The sequence below is a fragment of the Paralimibaculum aggregatum genome, assembly GCF_030270585.1.
In the GTDB taxonomy this organism is placed as follows: Bacteria; Pseudomonadota; Alphaproteobacteria; order Rhodobacterales; family Rhodobacteraceae; genus Thermohalobaculum; species Thermohalobaculum aggregatum.
In genome coordinates this window covers 64,267-85,000 of record NZ_BSYI01000011.1, presented here as the reverse complement: position 1 = coordinate 85,000, position 20,734 = coordinate 64,267, and the positions used below count along the sequence as shown (strand labels likewise).

Genomic DNA, 20,734 nt, shown 5'->3' with positions numbered 1-20,734 from the left:
CCATCACGGCGGTTTCAGGCGCCGGGAGACCGGCGGGTCAGCGTGGCTGCCGGCGACCGCGCGGCGGCCGTCCCACGATCGCCCGGGCCCGACACCGCCGCCACGCCGCTGTGCCGCGCGTTGGCCCGGGTGGGGCCGGTTCAGTCCATCCGGAAGCCCTTGCCCCTGAGAAACTCGCCCCAGCCGGTGCGCTGTGCGGTGGCATATTGCCTGCGCTTGGCCTCGGACCAGGCCGGGGACTGCGCCACCGGGCCGCGGCGTGCGTCATAGGCGGCAATGGCGGCGGCCTGGCCCTCCGTGTCGAAGCGGTCGACATGCAGCGCGCCCGACGGACCCAGCCGCGGGCTGATCGGCGCGCGCGGCTCCGCCGGCCAGCCGAGCGCCAGCCCCGCAAACGGGAAGACCCGGTCGGGCAGGCCGAGCGCATCGGAGATCGCTTCGGCGCGGTTGCGCATCACGCTCACCGGGCAGGCGCCGAGACCGGCCATCGCCGCCGCCGTGAGCAGCTGGCAGAGCAGGATCGCGGCATCGCCGGTGGCGTTGAACAGGGCGTCGAAATGGTCGTTGGCCCAGGGCTCCGCTTCGCCGGCATGGAGCGCCGCGAGCCGGCGCCCGTCGCCGCAGATCACGAGGATCTCGACGGTTGCCGGGGCCGCCTCCAGCCAGTCGCCGCAGCCGCGGGTCACGTCCGCGCGAATCGCCGGGTCGCGGACCCAGACGATGTCGGCCTGCTGCAGGTCCGACTTCGACGGCGCGGCAAGCCCCGTGCCGAGCACCAGCCGCAGCAGCCCCTCCGGAACGGCTTCGTCGCGGAAACGCCGGCAGGCGCGGCGGTCGAGCAGCCGGCGGATCGCTTCCGCCCCGGCCCGATCCAGCCCCGCTGCCTCGATGCCGCCGCCGCTGCCGAAGCGGAGCGCCATCAGCTCGGCGATCCCCTCCGGCCCGGCCGGGCGCAGCACCGCCCGGTCCGGGTAATGCACCGGGCCGGCCTGCACCGTTTCCACGAGCACGCCGGTGCCGAGCTGGCGCCAGTCGCCGAGCGACCAGCCCGCCAGCGCCTGCCCGGCGTCGAGGTCGAGCACCAGCCGGCCGGTGAGCCCGTCATCGGCGGCCACCCAGTCGCCGGGCGCGAGCCCTGCCGCGGGGCTCACTCGAACTCCATGATGACCTCGTCCACCGAGAGGCTCTGCCCCGGCGCCGCGGCCACGGATTTCACCACCGCGCGGCGCTCGGCGCGGAGCACGTTCTCCATCTTCATCGCCTCGACCGTGGCCAGCGCCTGGCCGGCCTCGACCTGCTCGCCGGGCTCGACGGCGATCGAGACAACCACCCCCGGCATCGGGCAGAGCAGCATCTTCGAGGTATCCGGCGGCAGGCGCTCGGGCATCAGCTCGGCCAGTGCGGCAACCCGTTCGGGCCGCACCCAGACCATCAGGTCGGCGCCGCGATAGCGCATCCGGAAGCCTTCGGCGCGGCTGTCGATGCGCACCACCAGCTCGGCGAAATCCATGGTGCGGGCAGCGTAGCTCTCCACCGCTTCGTGGCCGCGATAGCGCTCGGGATGCACCCGCGCCATCGGCTGGCCGGGATCCCAGAAGAGCTCGAAGGCGGCGCGCCGCTCGGGCCCGCCGGCGGCATCGGCCAGCGTCACCTCGTAGTCGCGGCCGCCGCGGTTGACATAGCCCTGCGCGATCTCGGCAGCCTCGGTGGTGGCCGTGGCGCGGTAGCTCTGCCCGCCGAGCGAGACCGACCAGACCCGCCGGGGCGCCGGCGCCGCGGGGCGCAGCCGGCCGCTGATCCGGCTGTCGCGCTCGACCCGCTCGCTCATCATCGCCGCGGCGGCGGCGGCGAGGCGCGCCAGTACCGGCTCGGGCAGCTCGGCGCCGCCGAAGCCGTCCGGGAACTCCTCGGCGATGAAGGCGGTGGTGATGGCGCCGGAGACGAAGCGGGGATGGTCCATCACCGTCTGCAGGAAGGGGATGTTGTGCCCGATGCCCTCGAGCTCGAAGGCGTCCAGCGCGCCGCGCATGGTCTCGATGGCGGCCTCGCGGTCGGGTCCCCAGGAGCAGAGCTTGGCGATCATCGGGTCGTAGAAGCGGGAGATCTCGCCGCCCTCGTAGACGCCGGTGTCGTTGCGGATCACCTCGGCCTCGGTGGCGCGCTCGTTGGGCGGGCGATACCGGGTAAGCCGGCCGATCGAGGGCAGGAAGTTGCGATAGGGGTCTTCGGCATAGATCCGGCTCTCGATCGCCCAGCCGTTGAGCTTCACGTCCTCCTGGGCGAGCGAGAGCGGCTCGCCGGCGGCGACCCGGATCATCTGCTCGACAAGATCGACCCCGGTGATCAGCTCGGTCACCGGATGCTCGACCTGCAGCCGGGTGTTCATCTCGAGGAAATAGAAGTTGCGCTCGCCATCGACGATGAACTCGACCGTGCCGGCGGAGCGGTAGCCGACCGCGCGGGCCAGCGCGCAGGCCTGCTCGCCCATGGCCTTGCGGGTCGCCTCGTCGAGGAAGGGCGAGGGCGCCTCCTCGATGACCTTCTGGTTGCGACGCTGGATCGAGCATTCCCGCTCGCCCAGATAGATCGTGTTGCCATGGCCGTCGGCCAGAACCTGGATCTCGATATGCCGCGGCTGGGTGACGAACTTCTCGATGAAGATCCGGTCGTCGCCGAAGCTGGAGCTCGCCTCGTTCTTCGATGACTGGAAGCCCTCGGCGACCTCCTCCGGCCCCCAGGCGATGCGCATGCCCTTGCCGCCGCCGCCGGCGCTGGCCTTGATCATCACCGGGAAGCCGATCTCGGCGGCGATCCGCGCGGCCTCCGCGGCGTCCTCGATGAGGCCCATATGGCCGGGCACGGTGGAGACGCCGGCCTCTGCCGCGAGCTTCTTCGAGGTGATCTTGTCGCCCATCGCCTCCATCGCCGAGGCCGGCGGGCCGATCAGCGCCACGCCCTCGGCCTCCAGCGCAGCGGCGAAGCGGGGGTTCTCGGAGAGGAAGCCATAGCCAGGATGCACCGCCTGCGCGCCGGTCTGGCGCACGGCGTCGAGGATCTTCTCGATCACCAGATAGCTCTCGGAAGCCGGGGCCGGCCCGATTGCCACCGCCTCGTCCGCCATCTGCACATGCAGCGCGTCGCGGTCGGCGTCGGAGTAGACGGCCACCGTGGCGATGCCGAGGCGCCGTGCCGTCTTGATCACGCGGCAGGCGATCTCGCCCCGGTTGGCGATGAGGATCTTGCTGAACATCTGGCCTTGGTTCCCTCTTTTCTTGCTGCCCCGTCGTGGATCAGGAATCCGCGATAACGGAAAATGCGGGCGAGGGCGAGGGACATGCTGCCGCCGGGCCAGCACGCCGCGAGGCGGGCGGCCGGGCGAGCGCGGGCGGGCCGCGAGCCGGTTGCAGACCCGGCAAGCGCCGCCGCGTAACCGGAGGGGTCTCGAGAGGTCGCCCGCGCCGGGGCCGAGCGGCGGCGGGTCGGCCCGCCCGCCTTCCTCATCGAAGGCCGGTCTGCCCGATCCCGGCCGTTACCGCGGGGGTCAGCCTTTCGAGGCTGCCGGTGCGGGCGCCGGTGCCGGCCCCCGCCGCTGCGCGCGACAATTCCGCACAGCCCATTCCGTCCAGGCATTGATCCGGCGCGGCTGGAACATGTCCTCGAGCACCCCCTCGATGGCAGGGCTCGCGCGCTTCGGGTCCATCACCGCGCCGAGCATCACCGAGACGGAGCGCGCCTCGGCATCCGACGTCACGCGGATCACCGGCATCAGTGTCGGCACGCCCTTCAGCGAGCGCCAGACATCCTGCCGCGCGGCCGTGGCGAGCCAGAAGGAGAAGGGCACCGGCGCCGGCATCTTCGGGACCTGCCACCGGCTCTCGGCGGCGCGCGACGCCAGCCCCTGCCAGCTCACCAGCCCGGCGGAGAACACCCAGACGGCGCCGTGCTCCTCGGCCCAGCGGAAGCGGACCATGCGCTCGCCCGCAGGCGTCCGGCGCTTCGCCCAGCGACGCGCGGAGAAGAGGGCATTCAGATCGATTTCTTTGGTCATCGGGGAGCCGTCCGGTCTGGGGGAGGTCGGGAACGGGCGCATCGGCGCCGGGTGCGGGGGGCAGTCGCGGGGGGTCAGTCGTGGTCCGCCTGACCGGGCAGCATGACCATCACCTTCCAGGCAATGCCCACGAAGCCGAAGGTCACGCCGAAGGACATCAGCAGGATGACGAGCGCCATGGCGGCATCGGCGCTGCCCTCGACCAGCGAGCCGAGGCCGCCGATATCCATCCGGAGCAGCACCATCAGGAAGATCCAGCCCGCGATCACGCCCTCCAGCGCGGCCAGCCCGACATAGCGGATCAGCCGGTTGGGGTCGGTGCCGTGGCCGCGCGGCGGCCGCTGGGAGGGATGCCCTGTCATGGGCTGAGGATATATCCCGCGCCCCCGGCTTGGCCAGAGGCGCGGTTGTCGCTGGCCTCCGGCGCCGGGGGCGGGCGGGGCTTACCAGTGGCGGTAGTAGCCGCGGCGGTAATAGGGCCGGCGCGGGCCGTAATAGCCGTAGTAGGGGCCATAGTGGTAACCGCCGGTGGCGGCCCCGATCGCGGCGCCCGCGACCGCGCCGACGGTGGCGCCGACGACCGCGCCGGCCGCAGCCCGCACCGGATAGCCGGGTCCGTAGTAGTGGCAGGCGCCGAGGCCCAGGGTCATCAGGCCCGCAAGGGCGATTGTCTTGATCCGCATGAGGTCTCTCCCCGTAAGGTCTGCCCTACAATAACGCGGATGGGGCGGTTTCCGTCGGCGGAAGGCAAAAAAATCGTGTTGCGAAGGAATTTCCGCCGCAGCGGCGGGGCCGCGGTCAGGGGCGGCGGGCGATGCAGTCGATCTCCACCAGCGCGCCGACGGCAAGGGCGGTGACCCCCACGGTTGTGCGCGCGGGCAGTCTGTCCGCCGGGAAGAAGCTGCGGTAAGTCTCGTTGAAGGCGGCGTAATCCCGCTCGAACCGGGTGAGATAGGCGCGGCATTGCAGGATGTGGCTGCGGTCGAGGCCGAGGCCCGCGAGCACCAGTTCGAGATTGGCCAGCACGCGTTCGGTCTGTGCCTCGATGCCCTCGGGCAGGGGCGCGTCCGGGGCCGCCGGATCGGTCGGCATCTGCCCGGTGAGAATCACCCAGCCATCGGATTCCACCGCATGGGAGAACGGCGCCACCGGCCGCGGGCCGGTTGGGATCATGTGGAAAGTAGGGCCGTATTTCAGCTCATCTGAAACTGGAATGGTGCCAATAGCATCTTGAGAACGGCTCAGTGTGCGCTCTACTCTCTCCTTTGGGGTGAATTTTTCAAGTTCATCGAGTGCGTCCAGCGTGATCTCTACTCCTCGGATTGCCCAGAATCCGCGATCAACGTGTTTGAATTTGTCCACACCTCTAAAGTTGGCGGAATCGCTCGAATGATCTTCTATTGTTCTCCGAATAATTGCCTGCCAGGTTCGGGGTAGATTTCGCGATGTGGTTATTTCTATGTACTCGTATAGATCGGAATACCTTGCGGCTCCTCCAAATTCTAAAAGAGCGTCGTAAATTTCGTCTACCCAGCGGTTTGTTTTTGTCACACTTGTACTCGCAAGACCTTTAGAGAACAGCGAGAGATCTTTTCAGAATCTGTCTGCCTTGTCAAAACTCGATCTCCCGCGGCGGCACCAGTACGGGGTCGGTGACGGGGCGGTCGGACATGCGGACCCCGGTGATCGGGCGGCCGTCGATGGTGCCGATGCGAGCGAGACGCGCGAGCTCGGCGAGGCTCTCGATCTCGACCTCCACCTTGTACCGCCCGTTGGGGTACTGGTGGGGCTCGAGCGTCATCGTGCCCGTTTCGCTGCGCGTCCGCCTGATCATGCCCCCATGGTAGCGTCAGAGGGGGATATTGTCGTGCTTTTTCCAAGGGTTCTGCAGCGTCTTGTTGCGCAGCGCAGCAAAGGCGCGGGCGACGCGGCGCCGGGTCGAGTGCGGCATGATCACCTCGTCGATGAAGCCGCGCTCGGCGGCGACGAAGGGATTGGCGAAGCGTGCCTCGTAGTCCTGCGTGCGGGCCGCGATCTTCTCCGCATCGCCGAGCTCGGAGCGATAGAGGATCTCGGTCGCGCCCTTGGCGCCCATCACGGCGATCTCCGCGGTCGGCCAGGCATAGTTGATGTCGCCGCGCAGATGCTTGGAGCTCATCACGTCATAGGCACCGCCATAGGCCTTGCGGGTGATCACGGTAACCTTCGGCACCGTGGCCTCGCCATAGGCGAAGAGCAGCTTGGCACCGTGCTTGATGACGCCGCCATGCTCCTGGCCGGTGCCCGGCAGGAAGCCCGGAACGTCGACGAAGGTGAGGATCGGGATCTCGAAGGCGTCGCAGAAGCGCACGAAGCGGGCCGCCTTGCGGGAGCTGTCGATGTCGAGGCAGCCGGCGAGCACCATCGGCTGGTTGGCCACCACGCCCACGGTGCGCCCCTCGAGCCGGACGAAGCCGGTGAGCATGTTCTTGGCGAAATCGGCCTGGATCTCGAAGAAGTCGCCCTCGTCGGCGGTGGCGCGGATCAGCTCGTGCATGTCGTAGGGCTGGTTCGGGTTGCCCGGGATCAGGCTGTCGAGCGCCATCTCGACCCGGTCGTGCTGGTCGAAGAAGGGCCGCTCCGGCACGCCGGTCTTGTTGGAGAGCGGCAGGAAATCGACCAGCCGGCGGACCTCGGCGAGCGCCTCCACGTCGTTCTCGAAGGCCGCATCGGCGACCGAGCTCTTCGAGGTGTGGGTCTTGGCACCGCCCAGATCCTCGGCGGTGACGATCTCGCCGGTCACGGTCTTCACCACATCCGGCCCGGTGACGAACATGTAGGAACTCTCGCGGACCATGAAGATGAAGTCGGTCATCGCCGGGGAATAGACCGCGCCGCCGGCGCAGGGGCCCATGATGACCGAGATCTGCGGGATCACGCCGGAGGCGAGGACGTTGCGCTGGAACACCTCGGCATAGCCGGCGAGCGAGGCCACGCCCTCCTGGATGCGGGCGCCGCCGGAATCGTTGAGCCCGATCACCGGGGCGCCGTTCTTCATCGCCATGTCCATGATCTTGCAGATCTTCTCGGCATGGGTCTCGGAGAGCGAACCGCCGAACACGGTGAAGTCCTGGCTGAAGACATAGACCTGGCGGCCATTGATCGTGCCCCAGCCGGTGACCACGCCATCGCCCGGCATCTTGGTCTCGGCCATGCCGAAATCCGTGCAGCGATGGGCGACGAACATGTCGAACTCCTCGAAGCTGTCCGGGTCGAGCAGCACCTCGATGCGTTCGCGCGCGGTGAGCTTGCCCTTGGCATGCTGCGCCTCGATGCGGCGCTGCCCGCCTCCGGCGCGGGCCTCGGCACGGCGGGCTTCGAGTTGTTCGAGGATGTCCTTCATGGTCGTCTCCGCGCTGGGGATCGTTGGCCGCTGCCGCGGCTCGTTCCTTCTGGCGCAGAGAGCCGGGCTTGGAAAGCCCCCAGCCATGCCGCTGCGGCAACGGCACGCGGCGCCGGGGTGCCCTCAGGTCCCGCCGAGCGGGCAGGCGCCAGCGCCGCAGGCATTGATCGGAATCTCGATCGGCAGGGTGGCCTTGATCGCCATCATCGCATTGATCTGGGCCATGATGGGGATGCTCGGGAGCTGCAGGCGGAAGCTCGAGGGGCCGGAGCTGGCGGCGATCTTCAGGCTGTCGAGCGTTGGCAGCGCCGGCAGCTTGGCGGCCAGCGCGAGCGGCGGCAGCGGGCTCGGCAGCGGCAGCCCCATGTAGAGCCGGAGCCGTGCGGCGATCCTGCTGAGGCCGGCAGGGGTCATGGCATCGGCGCCGAAGGCCGCCTTGATCGTGGCGATCGCCTCGAGCGCGAGGGCGAGCTTCATCATCAGCGGGATCGAGATCGCGAATTTCGGCAGCGCGAGCTGCATCTTCGCCATCGCCGAGAAATGCGACTTCATGTGGCCGAAGCTGCCGAGCGTCTCCTGGAACTTCAGCGCGATGGGCAGCGCCAGCAGCATCTGGCCCATCTTGATCTGCGGCGGCGTGAGCGCGAACTTGGCGCGGGCGGAGATGCTGGTCGGGGCGCCGGAGCCGAGCGTCGCGGCGAGGTTGATCTTGAGCCCGTCGAGGGCGAGCTGCAGGCGGGCGATCGCGGCGAGCTGGAGCACCGCCTTGAGGTTGATCCGTGCCAGGAAGGAAAGATGCGGCCAGACATGCTTGGCGAAGCTGGTGATCGCCATCTCGAGCTGGAGCTTGAGCTTCGGCAGGTCGAACAGGTCGAACATCCCGAGCGCGAGGTTCATCTGCAGCAGCGGTCCGGCCGACATGGTCAGGCTCGGCAGCGTCACCGAGCCCATCCAGGCGGAAATCGCCATGTCGAGCCGCGTGGAATTGCCCATGCCGGCCGCCAGCGCCGCCTGCATCTGGATCGGAATCTTCGGCGGCGAGAAGCCGAAGTTCATGGATGCATAGCTCGGCAGGTGGGTTGCCGCAGGAATTTGGCAGAAGCAGGCCAAGGTGCCCTCCCCCGATGTCAAACGCCAATCGGTCGGGAGCATGCGCGATGCCGGCGCGGATTTCCAGCGGCAAGCGCGAATGGCGCGGGCCGCGGCGCCGCAGGGGGTGGCGCGCGGGCGATGGTCTTTTAAGTGCTTGGGGGTATATTCCCCATGCGGAGGTGGAGATGACGGTATCCGAGAGCGGCGCGTTCCCCGGCTGGCACGGAACGACCATCGTCGGCGTGCGCCGCGGCGGCAAGGTGGCCATCGCGGGCGACGGGCAGGTGAGCCTCGACAAGACCATCGTGAAGGGCAATGCGCGCAAGGTGCGCCGCATCGGCAAGCCCGGCGGCGAGGTGGTGGCGGGCTTCGCCGGCGCCACGGCCGATGCCTTCACCCTTCTCGAGCGGCTCGAGGCCAAGCTCGAGGCGGCGCCCGGGCAGCTGCTGCGCGCCGCGGTCGAGCTCGCCAAGGACTGGCGGACCGACAAGTATCTCCAGAAGCTCGAGGCGATGCTGATCGTCACCGACGGCACCGCGCTCCTCGTGGTGACCGGGGCGGGCGACGTGCTCGAGCCCGAGGACGGCGTCACCGCCATCGGCTCCGGTGGCTCCTATGCGCTGGCGGCGGCGCGGGCGCTGCGCCATACCGACTGGGACGCCGAGGCGATCGCGCGCGAGGCGCTCTCGATCGCCGCGGGGATCTGCGTCTACACCAACGGCCATGCCACCGTCGAGGTGATCGGCGGCCCGGAGATCCGCGAGGCATGAGCGCGCGGGCCTTCGAGATCGATCCCTCGGGGCGCCCGCTCAAACGTGCCGGTTTCGAGGCCGCCTTCGCGCTCGGCCTCGTCTTCCTCTGGATCTTCCTGATGGGCGGGCTGCTCGCGCTGATGGGCCGCGACCGGGCCGACGATGTCGCCTGGCCCACGCTCAGCCTGATCGGACTGACCGCGCTGTGCTGGTGGGGCGCGGAGATCCTCGCCCGGCGCCGCCATCTGATCTGGCCTGGCAGTGCGCTCGGCATCGTCGGGCCGCTGTCGCTCGGCTTCGCATTCGCGCTCTCGACGCCCGAGCTGCGCACCGGCCCGCATCTCGAACGGCTGGCCATCGTCGCCGGGGTGGCGGGGCTCGGCATGATCCCCTTCCTGCTGCGCTTCCGCCTGCCGGGGCTGGTCTCGCCGATCATCACCTTCCTGCTGGTCGGGCTCTTCCTCAGCCTCTATGGCGCCGACCCGGTGCGGATGCGCGAGCTCGAGGGCTTCTCGCCGCGCGGCATCGTCGCGGCGCTGATGTCGGAGCCGCTGATGGCGGCGGGCTTCGGGCTGGCGGCGCTGGCCGGCGCGGTCTATGCGCGCAGGCTCGATCTGGCGGGGGACAATTTCGGGCTCGCCGCGGCGCGGCCGCTGCATCTGGTGGGCGGCGGCGTGGTGGCGCTGGTGGCCGGCCGGGTGCTGGCGATGGCGCCGGCGCCGCTCGATCTGGCGCTGCTGGCGCTCGCCTGGGGGCTGGCCTGGGCCTGGGCGCTGCGGCTGAACCGCATCGCGGTGCTCTTCGCCACGCATTTCGCCATGACCAAGCCAATGATCCTCGGCGTGGCGGGTCTGCTCGGGCTTTCGCTCGACATCTGGGACTGGACCTGGGTGCTGACCGCGATCCTCGTCGCTGATCTGCTGATCTGGTTGCCGCTGCACCGGGTCTCCCGCGCGCGTGACTGGACGCTCGGCCCCGGCGGGCGCAAGCCGCCGCTGGCGCATCGGGGCGTGTTCTGGCGCTACTGGCCCTACGCCACCGCCGAGAGCCTGGCGCGCTGGGACGCCGAGCGCGAGGCCCGCCGGGAGGCGCGCCGTGCCGCACGGTCTAGCCGTCGGGGCACGCAGCTCCTAAGTGCTGCGCAGGACACCACCGCCACGGACCGCACATGACCAACCTCACCCCGCGCGAGATCGTCTCCGAGCTCGACCGTTTCATCGTCGGCCAGGCCGCCGCCAAGCGCGCCGTCGCAGTCGCCCTGCGCAACCGCTGGCGCCGCCAGCAGCTCGCGCCCGAACTGCGCGAGGAGGTCTCGCCGAAGAACATCCTGATGATCGGCCCCACCGGCGTCGGCAAGACCGAGATCTCCCGCCGCCTCGCCAAGCTGGCACAGGCGCCCTTCCTCAAGGTCGAGGCGACCAAGTTCACCGAGGTCGGCTATGTCGGCCGCGACGTGGAGCAGATCGTCCGCGACCTCGTCGAGCAGGCCATCGTGATGACCCGCGCGCGCCGCCGCAGCGAGCTCGAGGCCAAGGCCCGCGGCGCGGCGGAGGAGCGGGTGATCACCGCCCTCGTCGGCGACAAGGCGGGCGAGACCACGCGCAACAGCTTCCGCCGCAAGCTGATGGCGGGCGAGCTCGACGACACCGTGATCGAGGTCGAGGTGGCCGAGAGCGGCCCGGCGCTGCCGATCCTCGACCTGCCGGGGATGCAGGGCCAGGCCGGCATGGCGCAGCTCGGCGACATCTTCGGCAAGGCGTTTTCCGGGCGCACCCGCAAGCGGAAGATGACCGTGGCCGAGAGCTATGACGTGCTGATCGCCGAAGAGGCCGACAAGATGATCGACCAGGAGGAGATCACCCGCGCCGCCATCGAGGCGGTGGAGCAGAACGGCATCGTCTTCATCGACGAGATCGACAAGGTCTGCGCCCGCTCCGACGCCCGCGGCGCCGATGTCTCCCGCGAGGGCGTGCAGCGCGACCTGCTGCCGCTGATCGAGGGCACCACGGTGGCCACCAAGCACGGCGCGGTGAAAACCGACCACGTGCTCTTCATCGCCTCCGGCGCCTTCCACATCGCCAAGCCCTCCGACCTGCTGCCCGAGCTGCAGGGCCGGCTGCCGATCCGGGTCGAGCTGGGCGCGCTCACCGAGGCCGATTTCCGCGCGATCCTGACCGAGCCGGACAATGCGCTGACCCGGCAGTATGTCGCGCTGATGCAGACCGAGGGGGTGGAGGTCGGCTTCTCCGAGGACGGGGTGGCGGCGCTCGCCCGGATCGCCGCGGAGGTCAACGCCCAGGTCGAGAACATCGGCGCGCGGCGGCTCTACACGGTGATGGAGAAGGTCTTCGAGGAGCTCTCCTACACCGCGCCCGACCGCTCCGGCGACAAGGTGACGGTGGATGCCGCCATGGTCGAGCGCTCCCTCGGCGATCTCGCGAAATCGGTGGATGTCAGCCGCTACGTGCTCTGAGCCGGGTCGGCCATTCCTGTCCTGATCCGTGCATCGCCCCGGTGAACCGGCCTTGAGGGAATCGGGGCCGTGGGTGAAGCTGACCCGGTGTCAGCTCCCAGGCGTCGCGATCCGGAGGTCCCCATGCGCAGAGTTCTCACGGCCGCCGCGGTGGCCAGCTTTCTTGCCGGCAGCGCGGCCGCCCAGAGCCCGAGCCTGATCGAGTATTTCGCCGATGGCGCGCAGGCCGAGGCGGCGGGCGATGCCGCCTCCGCCGCGCTGGCGGCGCTGAAGGCGAATCCGGCGGTCTCCGACATCGCGCTCGGCCGCATCGCACCGGCCGCGGCCGATGGCGCCGCCGGGTTCAGCATCGCGCTTCCCGCCGGCGCCGGGGCGATCAATTTCACCGCGCTGGATCTCGGGCCCGCCTCCACCGCCGGCCGCGTGCTGGTGGCCGAGAGCGCCGCTGATGGCAGCCGGCTGACCGCGGTGCTCGGCGACAGCGGCGCCACCGGCACGCTGCGCACGCCCCGGGGGCTCTACAAGATGGCGCCGATGGGCGACGGCACCACCGCCGTCTACCGCTTCGAGACCGCCGGGCTCGCCGACCATCCGCCGGCCGGCGCTCCGGTGCCCGAAGCGGTCACGCGGGACCGGGCCGCGCCGGATGACGGCGCCCCGCCGGAGACCACGGAGGCCGGCAAGACCCGGCTCGACGTCATCGTCGCCTACACCCCCGACGCCGCCACCGAGGTCGCGGATATCGACGCCCTGATCGCGCTCGCGGTGAAGGAGACCAACGACATCTACGACGCCTCCGGTATCCCGGCGGAGATCCGCCTCGTGCACAGCTACCGCACCGACTACAACGGCCCGGAGGACATGGCGCTCGACCTGCGGCGCTTTCGCGAGCCGGACGACGGGACCATGGACGAGGTGCATGCCCTGCGCGACCGGCACGGCGCCGATCTCGCGGTGCTGATCGTCTCGCAGAACAAGAACGCCTGCGGCTACGGCTATATCGACGCCGCCGAGGACCGGGCCTTCTCGGTGGTCGCGCAGCACTGCGCCACGGGCTATTACAGCTTCGCCCACGAGATCGGGCACAATCTCGGCGCCTTCCACGACATCGCGCAGGGGCGCAACGCGCGCTATCCCTACGGCCACGGCTACTGCAACAGCCGCAACGGCGAGGAGGGCGGCTGGCGCACGGTGATGTCCTATGCCTCGGACAACTGCGACGACCGGTTGCCGGTGTTCTCCCGCGCCGAGCCGCTCAACGGCGTGCGCTTCGGCGATGCCGGCACCATGGACAATGCGCGCCTGCACCGCGAGACGGTGGACCGCGCCTCGCGCTTCCGCGGTGCGCCAGGCGGCAGCGGGGCTCCCCGCACCGGCACCGGCACCGGCAGCGTCTCGCTGACCGACACGCCGAATTTCGGCGTCGGCGAGGGCGGCGAGGGCCAGCCGAAGGGCGCGCAGGGAATCGTCTTCGAGTAGATCTCCCGGCAGGCCTTCAGCGCGGCAGCGAGACCACCGCGCGCAACCCGCCGAGATCGGTGCCGTCCTCCAGCAGCAGGGTGCCGCCGTGGCCGCGTGCAATGTCGCCGGCGATGGCGAGGCCGAGGCCCACGCCCGAACCCGCATCCTGGTTGCGCGCGGCGTCGAGCCGCGTGAACGGGCGCATCACCTCCTCGCGGTGCTCCGCGGGAATGCCGGGGCCGTTGTCCTCCACAATGAAATCGAGATTCTTGCGGGTGAGGCGCACCGTGAGGCGCACCCGCGTGCCATGGGTGGCGGCATTGTCCACCAGGTTGGTCAGGCAGCGCTTCATCGCCGAGCGCTTGAGCGGGACCAGCGGGCTGCCGACAGCCTCGATCCGGTCGGTTCGCTCGATCTCCCGGCCCTGCCGGGCGAAATCCCCGGCGATCTCGTCGGCCAGCGCGACCGGGCTGACGGGCTCCGCCAGATCCTCGCCCTCGCCGCGGACATAGTCGAGAAAGGATTCGATCATCCGCTCCATCTCGGCGACATCGCGGCCGATCTCCTCGATCTCCGGGCATGGCTCGGCCACTGCGAGGGCCAGCTTCATCCGGGTGAGGGGGGTGCGCAGGTCGTGGCTGACCCCGGAGAGCAGCAATGTGCGGTGGCCGATCTGGCGCTCGATGCGCCGGCGCATGTCGAGGAAGGCATGGCCGGCGCGGCGCACCTCCTCGGCGCCGCGCGGGCGGAAGGCGCCGGGCCGGCCGCGGCCGAAATCCGCCGCGGCGCGCGCGAGCTCGCGGATCGGGCGCACCTGGTTGCGCAGGAAGATCACCGCCACCACCGTGAGCCCGAGTGCCGTGGTGAACATCCAGACCAGCAGCAGATGCGGGTTCGACGGGTTCACCCGGCCCCGCGGCACCACCACCAGCAGCGCCCCGCGATGCACGCCGATGCGGATGTCGACCTGCTTGCGCACCGCCACGAAATCGAGCGCCATGGGCCGGCCGATGCGGTCCCGCAGCGTCTTGGCGATCACCGCGGCGGTAAAGTCGAACGGCTCGCGGTGGATCTCCGGCGTCACGGTCACGCCGTGCTCGAAGCCCATCTCGAGCTCGCTCGCCAGGGTCAGCGCGATCAGCCGGCGCTCGGCCTCGAGCGGGCCCGAGGCGCGTTCGACCTCCTGCACGGCTGCGCCGATCTCGCGCGCCACCGAGCCGGCCATCTGCTCCGTCACCGCGTCGTAGTGGCGGCGGACGAACACGAAGGCGACCACCACCTGAAGCGCGAGGATGGGGATCACGAGGATCAGAAAGGCCCGCCAGAACAGGCTTTTCGGCAGGTAGCGCTTGAGCGTGGAGCTGTATGCGGCCATGGTCTGCAGGCTAGCGGTGCGCGGGGGAGGCGACAAGATGAGCGAGCCGGTCGAGGTCGCGCCGGGGGTGCGGCGGATCACCTGCGGCAATCCCTCGCCGATGACCGCGGAAGGCACGCAGAGCTATCTCGTCGGTCGCCGCGAGGTGCTGCTGATCGATCCGGGGCCGGAGGATGCGGCGCATCGCGCGGCGCTGCTGGCGGCGCTGGGAACGGGGCGACTGGCGGCGATCCTCGTCACCCACAGCCACCGCGACCACAGCGCCGGCGCGCCGGCGCTGGCAGCGGCGACGGGCGCCCCGGTGCTCGCCTTCGGCCCGCATGGCGCAGGCATGTCGGAGACCATGCGCCGGCTCGCGGCGCGGGGCGGGCTCGGCGGCGGCGAGGGGGCCGATGAAGGCTTCGCGCCGGACCGTCTGCTGGCCGATGGCGACGAGGTGGCGACCGGCGAGGCGCGGCTCTCGGCGCTGCACACGCCGGGCCACATCTCCAACCATCTCTGCTTCGCGCTGGAGGGGGAGGGCGTGCTCTTCACCGGCGACACGGCAATGGGCTGGTCGAGCACGCTGGTCTCGCCGCCCGAGGGCGACATGGCCGCGCTGATGGCCTCGCTCCAGCGGCTCGCGGCGCGGGACGACCGGCTCTACCTGCCGGGCCATGGCGGGGCGGTGACCGATCCCCGACGCCTCGTCGCCGAGCAGATCGCCCATCGCGAGGCGCGGGCGGCGGCGATCCGCGCGGCGCTCGCCGAGGGGCCGGCCTCGGCTGCCGATCTCACGCCGCGGATCTATGCCGACACGCCGCTCGGCCTGCATCCGGCGGCGATGCGCAACCTGCTGGCGACGCTGATCTGGCGGGCCGAGGCGGGCGAGCTGCGGGCGCTGGGCGAGATCGGGCCGGACTGCCGTTTCGCCCCCGCCTGAGGCGTCACTCGGGCGGTGTCTCGGCGGTGCGGCTGCAGATCTGGCCGAGCGCGATCCAGCCGGCATCGTCGAGCACCGGGTCGAAGGCGCTGCCATCGAGGCTGTCGCCCTGTTCCGCAGCCTCGGCGCGGTCGCCCAGCGCCGGATGGCTGGCGAAGTAGCCGAGCATCGCGTTGCTCTTGCCATAGCGCTGCGAGAGCCGGCGGAAGAAGGCCGAGAGCGGCGTCGCCGGCAGCCCGGCCTCGCGCAGGATCGCCAGCGCGGTGGCATCGGCCCGGGCCTCGGCCTCGCGCTGGTAGCGCGCGTTGAGCAGCGCCTCGCTGCCCGCGACCACGATCGCCGCGCCGAAGACATCGCCGACCAGCAGCCCGAAGACACCGGCCGTGCCGGCCGAGCGCAGCACGCCCACGGTGGGGTCGCGATACAGCACATGGCCGATCTCGTGGGCCAGCACGCCGGCCACCTCCTCCGGCGTCTCGGCATCGTCGATCAGCCCGCGAAAGATCACGATGCGCCCGCCGGGAGCGGCGAAGGCATTGGTCAACGGATGGTCGAGCACGATCACCTCGAGATCCGCCGGCAGCGCCGGCGCGGCGGCCTCGAGCCGTGCCACCATCGCCGCGAGCGCCGCCAGCCCGGCGGGCTCGGTGCAGAAGTCGTGCTCGCCCTCGCCGAGCGAGAGGAGGTCGCGCACCTGCAACACCAGCGTGTCGCCGAGCTGGCGCTCGCGCTCCGGCGGGATCAGCACCGCGAGCTGGCTCGCCAGCCCCGGCAGGATCACGAAGACCAGCAGCAGCACCGCAGCCAGCGCGCCGCCGCCCCAGAGAACCGCGCGGGAGATCCCGCGCCGGTCCGCCGGCTTGCGCCGCAGCCCCGGGCAGACCGCCTCGATGGCGCGGATCATTTCCGGCTCCTCGATCACCAGGCGCTCGTCGCTCTGCAGGTCGGGGGCAAGCTGCACGGCGCGGTCGCCGCGGTCGCTCATCGCCTTCAGCGTGGCCAGCGGCCAGTGCGCCACCGCGACGCCGTCGAACCCCATGATGACGAGGCTGCGCGCGCCGAAGCTGACCATCACCTCCAGGGGCCGGCTCGAGATGCCGTCGAAGAACCGCCCCGGTGCCTCGAGGCGCGCGTATTTCGCGAGTGCCGTCATCGCGCTCAGATGCCTGCCCCGATATCGACGCCGAGCGCATCGGCGAAGCCGCCCGCCTCGGCCGAGGGATCATGTTCGCGCTGGCGGCTTTCGAGCAGCGCCTCGGGATCGACCAGCATCATGCCCTCCACCTTGGCGCGCAGCACCCGGAGGTGGATGAAGATCTGGGTGAAGGCGAAGGCGAAGCCAATGATCAGCAGATAGGTCAGCACGAAGGCCGCGAAGATCGGCCAGGCCTCCATCAACTGCGCCGTCGTAAGCTCGCCCTCCGCCGCGATCAGGGCCTGCATCGCCGCCGGGTCGAGCACCTGGTTCAGCCCGTAGAACACCGCGAAGCCGATCGCGGCGCCGACCACGCCGGTGCAGATCGAGACGAGGAGCCCGCCGCCGAGATAGATCCCCACCACGCGGGCCGGGGCGAGATCGTTCTCGAAGCGCGCGAGGCCGAGGGTGCGGTTGCTCCAGAGGATCCGGAAGGCCGAGATCTGGTAGCGGAAATAGGCCACGACCATGATCGTCGCGCCGAAGGCCAGCGCCAGCGTGCCGAGGAAGGCGGCGGTGGTGTCTTCGGGGTTGTCGATCAGCCCCCAGACCAGCACGGCGCCGATGCCGCCGATGATGTAGATCCACATCCACTGCGCGAAGAGCTCCTTCCAGCTGCCCTCCTGCGCGAAGGGCAGATCGCCGAAATAGGCCCGGTCGGTTACGTATTTCGCGAGCTTGAACTGCTGGTAGGGATAGGCGAGGCCGAGGGTGAGCAAGGTCAGCAGCGTCAGCAGCATGCCGCGGACGACATAGCCCCAGGCGCCGGGGCCGAGGCCGAAGCGGATGCCGCGCCAGCGCGTCCGCGCCATGATGTAGCGCTGGCTGCGATAGAGCGCGTAGAAGATCAGCGGCAGCGTGGCCAGCACCGAGAGGTTGAGCGCGAGCTGCGTGGCGATCGGGTCGTCGGAGGCGATCGAGAGCCCGACGAAGGTCAGCCCGAGGTTCACCAGCCCCAGATAGACCGCGAGGATCACCAGCGCGAGCAGGAAGCCGAGCAGCTTCTCGATGCCGCGGCCGGTATACTCCAGCGGGTCGCCGCCGATGCGGATGGCGCCCCAGTAGAAGCGGCGCATCCGGGTGATCATCCAGAACCGGTAGATCCCGATTGTGAGGATCGAGAGCACCACCGACCTGAGCGCGATCCAGAACAGCAGCATGGCATCGGCGTCGAGCGTCAGCCGCAGCTTCTGCGGCTCGCGGCCGGAGGAGGGGGAGGCAACGGTGTCTGTCTTGTACTGGTGCAGGTCCCAGAAATGCGGACCGCCCGCCTGCTCGGTCATGTCGCGCCCCACTGCTCGGTTGCCTTGTGACCTGTATGCCGGATCGGGCGCGGCAAGTCACGTTTCGCAGGCGCTCAGTGGAGCCGCTGGCCGGGCTCCACGCCGGGGCCGGGATCGGCCAGGACGATGGCGCCGTCCGGGTCCGAGAAGCCGAGCGTCAGCACCTCGGAGCGCAGCGGGCCGATCTGGCGGGGCGGAAAGTTGACCACTGCCATCACCATCCGCCCGAGCAGCGTCTCCGGCGTGTAGTGCACGGTGATCTGGGCCGAGCTCTTCTTCACGCCGATCTCCGGGCCGAAATCGATCCAGAGCCTGTAGGCGGGCTTGCGCGCCTCGGGAAACGGCTGGGCATCGACCACCCTGCCGCAGCGGATGTCGACCTTGAGAAACTCCTCGAAGGCGATGGTTTCGGGCCTGTCGTCGCTCATGCCGGTCTCCCCGCGTGTTGTCGGTTGCCGCATTCGTCTCCGGCGGCGCCGGCAATTGCAAGGGGCGGCAGAGATGCGAAGGGCCGCCTGCGATGCAGGCGGCCCGAACCGCTCGTTGCCTGTATGCGCGCGGCGCGACCCGCGCCCCTGAGATCAGATCAGGTGGCGGAGACCTTCTCGGCCGCCTGCTTGAACTCGCCGACGGCCTCTTCGAAGCGCGCCTTGATGATGTTGAAGGCCTCGACATTGGCCTGCTGCGCCAGCTCGGCGAGCTCCTTGATGTCGGTCGAGGCTTTCTCGATGGCGGCCTTGAGGCTCTCCATCGTCTTGCCGGCCTGGTCGGGCGAGACGGGCTGACCCTGCAGCTCCATCATCTGGTCCTTGGCCTTGGCGAGGCTCTCCTCGACCAGCGCGACCTGGCGCTTGTAGAGCTCCTGGTAGCCGGCCATCACGGCCTTGTTGGCCTCGACCAGGGCGGAGACGTTCTTCTTGTGGGCGTCGACCATGGCCTGCATGTCGATGCCGGGCATCGGCTGCGCCTCGAACATCTTGTCGAACTCGGGCATCTTGAAGAGGTCTTTCATCTTCTCGGCGTCGAAGACGAAGGGGAAGGTGCTGTTGGTCATAGCTGCGCTCCTGGGGCTCGGATTTGCTGGGCATGTCGGTCTGGACAACTCGCATTACCCATATCGGTGCAGTGCAGCATGGAGTCAAGAATTATTTTGTGCGGCGCACAAAAATTCTAGCCGGCGGAATCCGATACCGAAAAGGGGCGGCGGGCGCCCCCGCCCTCAATCTCTCGCCAGTTCGCGTCCCCGGTCTGCCGCGGCGGCCACGGTGCGGCGCATCAGATCCGGCAGTTCTTCCATCAGCACGGCCAGCCCGGCCGCGGTGGTGCCGCCCGGGCTCGTGACGTTCTCGCGCAGCACCGCCGCGGGGGCCGGGTCCTGCCCGGCCAGCGCGCCGGCGCCGCAGACGGTTTCCCGCGCCAGCGTCATGGCGAGATCGGGGGCGAGGCCCTGCGCCTCGCCGGCCGCGGCCATCGCCTCGATCAGATGGAAGACATAGGCCGGGCCGGAGCCGGAGAGGCCGGTGACCGCGTCCATCTGGTGCTCGCCCTCCAGCCGCACCGCCTTGCCGACGGCACGGAGCAGGATGTCGGCGGTTGCGTGATGCGTCTCGGTGGCCGCCGCATTGCCGGTATAGGCCGAGATGCCCCGGCCGATGGCGGCGGGCGTGTTGGGCATGGCGCGGATGATCGGGGTGCCCGGCCCGAACATCGCCTCGAAGCGCGCGATGGGCGTGCCGGCGGCGACAGAGAGCATCAGCGTGCCGCCCCCGCCGAAGGCCGCAAGCCCCGGCGCCGCCTCTGCCATCATCTGCGGCTTGACCGCGAGCACCGCCACGTCCGGCTGCTCGAGCGCGCCCGGATTGAGCGCGAGCCCCTCGGCCGCGCGGGCGCCCAGCCAGTCCGACGGATGCGGCTCGATCACCTGCACCTGCCCGGGCCGCAGCCCGCCGGCCAGCCAGCCGGCGAGCATGGCGCCGCCCATCCGTCCGCAGCCGAGCAGGAGAACCCGGCCCACCGCAGAGATATCCGCCTCGTTCCCGCCCATGCATGCCTCCTCTGTGCCGGCTTGGCGAGGAGGCTAGCAAAGCCCGAGGGGCGGGCGAAAGGGCTCAGGCGGTGCCGTAGGCCGCGTCGATGGCCATCTTGCAGGCTTCCTCTGCCGTCGACCCGCCCCAGCAGACCATCTGGAACGCCGGGTAGAACCGCTCCGACAGGCCCAGAGCGTTGTGCACGATCGCCTCGATCTGCTCCGGCGTGGCCTCGGCACCGCCGGCCAGCGACAATCCGTAGCGGAAGGCCAGCAGCCCCTCCTCGTCCCAGTGGCTGAAGCTGCCGCCCCAGATGCGGTCGTTGATCCGGTTGAGCAGGGCGTGGAATTCCGCAACCCGATCCTCTCCCGGCTTCAGCTCGAGGGTGCAGACGAGCCGGAGCATGTCGTCGCAGTTCGACCAGGCGAGGGTGAGGGAATAGGTGCGCCAGGCACCCTCGATCGCCATGGCGATCTGGTTCTCACCCACCCGGTCGAATTCCCAGGCCGACTGCTCGGCGAGGGTCTCCACCATGTCGATGGGATGGATGTCGGGTAGGGAGTGGTCGTGCTCGATGACGGTCATTGCCTCAGGTCCCACTTCTCGTGGCGGTCCTGATCGGCGAGGACCCAAGGACCACCGAGGGTTGCCATGGATCGTGGGATATCTTGCCCCGACCCCAAAATATCGTGTCATGGGCCAGGGCAGGGCACAAGAGGAAACA

The 20,734-nt window shown here is 70.0% G+C and carries 21 protein-coding genes; 5 read left to right on the top strand and 16 right to left on the bottom strand.

Going from position 1 to position 20,734, the window contains the following annotated elements; genetic code table 11:
- Nucleotides 1-140: 140 nt before the first annotated feature.
- The 9 genes from QSJ97_RS08725 to QSJ97_RS08685 form a co-directional block, all read right to left on the bottom strand.
- A complete protein-coding gene (locus tag QSJ97_RS08725) occupies nucleotides 141-1,151 on the bottom strand; it encodes a nitroreductase family protein (RefSeq protein WP_285671338.1) in 1,011 nt (336 codons plus the stop codon).
- The gene (locus QSJ97_RS08720; RefSeq protein ID WP_285671337.1) at nucleotides 1,148-3,250 is read right to left on the bottom strand and encodes an acetyl-CoA carboxylase biotin carboxylase subunit; all 2,103 of its coding nucleotides are present in this window, start codon (nucleotides 3,248-3,250) and stop codon (nucleotides 1,148-1,150) included. Before QSJ97_RS08720 ends, QSJ97_RS08725 begins: the two co-directional genes overlap by 4 nt.
- A gap of 291 nt (nucleotides 3,251-3,541) precedes the next feature.
- Nucleotides 3,542-4,048 carry a hypothetical protein gene (locus QSJ97_RS08715; RefSeq protein WP_285671336.1) on the bottom strand — a complete coding sequence of 169 codons (507 nt, stop codon included), beginning with the start codon at nucleotides 4,046-4,048 and terminating at the stop codon, nucleotides 3,542-3,544.
- A 74-nt stretch (nucleotides 4,049-4,122) separates the two neighbouring features.
- Nucleotides 4,123-4,410: a hypothetical protein gene (locus QSJ97_RS08710; RefSeq protein WP_285671335.1), complete on the bottom strand. Its 288-nt coding sequence runs from the start codon at nucleotides 4,408-4,410 to the stop codon at nucleotides 4,123-4,125.
- A gap of 81 nt (nucleotides 4,411-4,491) precedes the next feature.
- The gene (locus QSJ97_RS08705) at nucleotides 4,492-4,731 is read right to left on the bottom strand and encodes a hypothetical protein (RefSeq protein ID WP_285671334.1); all 240 of its coding nucleotides are present in this window, start codon (nucleotides 4,729-4,731) and stop codon (nucleotides 4,492-4,494) included.
- A gap of 115 nt (nucleotides 4,732-4,846) precedes the next feature.
- Nucleotides 4,847-5,410: a RidA family protein gene (locus QSJ97_RS08700; protein WP_285671333.1), complete on the bottom strand. Its 564-nt coding sequence runs from the start codon at nucleotides 5,408-5,410 to the stop codon at nucleotides 4,847-4,849.
- 250 nt (nucleotides 5,411-5,660) lie between these two features.
- On the bottom strand, nucleotides 5,661-5,849 hold the full coding sequence (locus tag QSJ97_RS08695; protein WP_285671331.1) for a hypothetical protein: 189 nt from the start codon (nucleotides 5,847-5,849) through the stop codon (nucleotides 5,661-5,663).
- Between the two features lie 48 nt (nucleotides 5,850-5,897).
- The gene (locus QSJ97_RS08690; protein ID WP_285671330.1) at nucleotides 5,898-7,430 is read right to left on the bottom strand and encodes an acyl-CoA carboxylase subunit beta; all 1,533 of its coding nucleotides are present in this window, start codon (nucleotides 7,428-7,430) and stop codon (nucleotides 5,898-5,900) included.
- 123 nt (nucleotides 7,431-7,553) lie between these two features.
- Complete coding sequence (locus QSJ97_RS08685) at nucleotides 7,554-8,486, bottom strand: hypothetical protein (RefSeq protein ID WP_285671329.1); 933 nt, start codon at nucleotides 8,484-8,486, stop codon at nucleotides 7,554-7,556.
- Nucleotides 8,487-8,707: 221 nt separating this feature from the next.
- Between QSJ97_RS08685 and hslV the strand changes: the two genes are divergently transcribed.
- From hslV to QSJ97_RS08665, 4 genes are all read left to right on the top strand, one after another.
- Nucleotides 8,708-9,292, top strand: a complete 585-nt coding sequence (gene hslV / locus QSJ97_RS08680; RefSeq protein ID WP_285671328.1) for an ATP-dependent protease subunit HslV — start codon at nucleotides 8,708-8,710, stop codon at nucleotides 9,290-9,292.
- A complete protein-coding gene (locus QSJ97_RS08675) occupies nucleotides 9,289-10,446 on the top strand; it encodes a hypothetical protein (protein ID WP_285671327.1) in 1,158 nt (385 codons plus the stop codon). The genes hslV and QSJ97_RS08675 overlap by 4 nt, the downstream gene beginning before the upstream one ends.
- Nucleotides 10,443-11,747 carry an ATP-dependent protease ATPase subunit HslU gene (hslU, locus tag QSJ97_RS08670; protein WP_285671326.1) on the top strand — a complete coding sequence of 435 codons (1,305 nt, stop codon included), beginning with the start codon at nucleotides 10,443-10,445 and terminating at the stop codon, nucleotides 11,745-11,747. The genes QSJ97_RS08675 and hslU overlap by 4 nt, the downstream gene beginning before the upstream one ends.
- Before the next feature lie 123 nt (nucleotides 11,748-11,870).
- Nucleotides 11,871-13,226 carry a M12 family metallo-peptidase gene (locus QSJ97_RS08665; RefSeq protein WP_285671325.1) on the top strand — a complete coding sequence of 452 codons (1,356 nt, stop codon included), beginning with the start codon at nucleotides 11,871-11,873 and terminating at the stop codon, nucleotides 13,224-13,226.
- A 16-nt stretch (nucleotides 13,227-13,242) separates the two neighbouring features.
- On the opposite strand, the gene QSJ97_RS08660 is transcribed toward QSJ97_RS08665, so the two are convergent.
- Nucleotides 13,243-14,583, bottom strand: coding sequence for an ATP-binding protein (locus QSJ97_RS08660; protein WP_285671324.1), 1,341 nt, complete (start codon nucleotides 14,581-14,583; stop codon nucleotides 13,243-13,245).
- 37 nt (nucleotides 14,584-14,620) lie between these two features.
- Between QSJ97_RS08660 and QSJ97_RS08655 the strand changes: the two genes are divergently transcribed.
- Nucleotides 14,621-15,505, top strand: a complete 885-nt coding sequence (locus tag QSJ97_RS08655) for an MBL fold metallo-hydrolase (RefSeq protein WP_285671323.1) — start codon at nucleotides 14,621-14,623, stop codon at nucleotides 15,503-15,505.
- A 4-nt stretch (nucleotides 15,506-15,509) separates the two neighbouring features.
- Here the strand turns inward: QSJ97_RS08655 and QSJ97_RS08650 are convergent, their stop codons facing one another.
- The 6 genes from QSJ97_RS08650 to QSJ97_RS08625 form a co-directional block, all read right to left on the bottom strand.
- Complete coding sequence (locus QSJ97_RS08650; protein ID WP_285671322.1) at nucleotides 15,510-16,658, bottom strand: M48 family metallopeptidase; 1,149 nt, start codon at nucleotides 16,656-16,658, stop codon at nucleotides 15,510-15,512.
- Between the two features lie 5 nt (nucleotides 16,659-16,663).
- Complete coding sequence (locus tag QSJ97_RS08645) at nucleotides 16,664-17,983, bottom strand: DUF898 family protein (protein ID WP_285671321.1); 1,320 nt, start codon at nucleotides 17,981-17,983, stop codon at nucleotides 16,664-16,666.
- A gap of 74 nt (nucleotides 17,984-18,057) precedes the next feature.
- Nucleotides 18,058-18,411 carry a tRNA-binding protein gene (locus QSJ97_RS08640; protein ID WP_285671320.1) on the bottom strand — a complete coding sequence of 118 codons (354 nt, stop codon included), beginning with the start codon at nucleotides 18,409-18,411 and terminating at the stop codon, nucleotides 18,058-18,060.
- A gap of 158 nt (nucleotides 18,412-18,569) precedes the next feature.
- Complete coding sequence (locus QSJ97_RS08635; RefSeq protein WP_285671319.1) at nucleotides 18,570-19,037, bottom strand: phasin family protein; 468 nt, start codon at nucleotides 19,035-19,037, stop codon at nucleotides 18,570-18,572.
- 165 nt (nucleotides 19,038-19,202) lie between these two features.
- Nucleotides 19,203-20,027: a pyrroline-5-carboxylate reductase gene (proC, locus tag QSJ97_RS08630; protein WP_285671318.1), complete on the bottom strand. Its 825-nt coding sequence runs from the start codon at nucleotides 20,025-20,027 to the stop codon at nucleotides 19,203-19,205.
- Between the two features lie 64 nt (nucleotides 20,028-20,091).
- The gene (locus QSJ97_RS08625; RefSeq protein ID WP_285671317.1) at nucleotides 20,092-20,595 is read right to left on the bottom strand and encodes a type III secretion system chaperone family protein; all 504 of its coding nucleotides are present in this window, start codon (nucleotides 20,593-20,595) and stop codon (nucleotides 20,092-20,094) included.
- Between the last annotated feature and the right edge of the window lie 139 nt (nucleotides 20,596-20,734).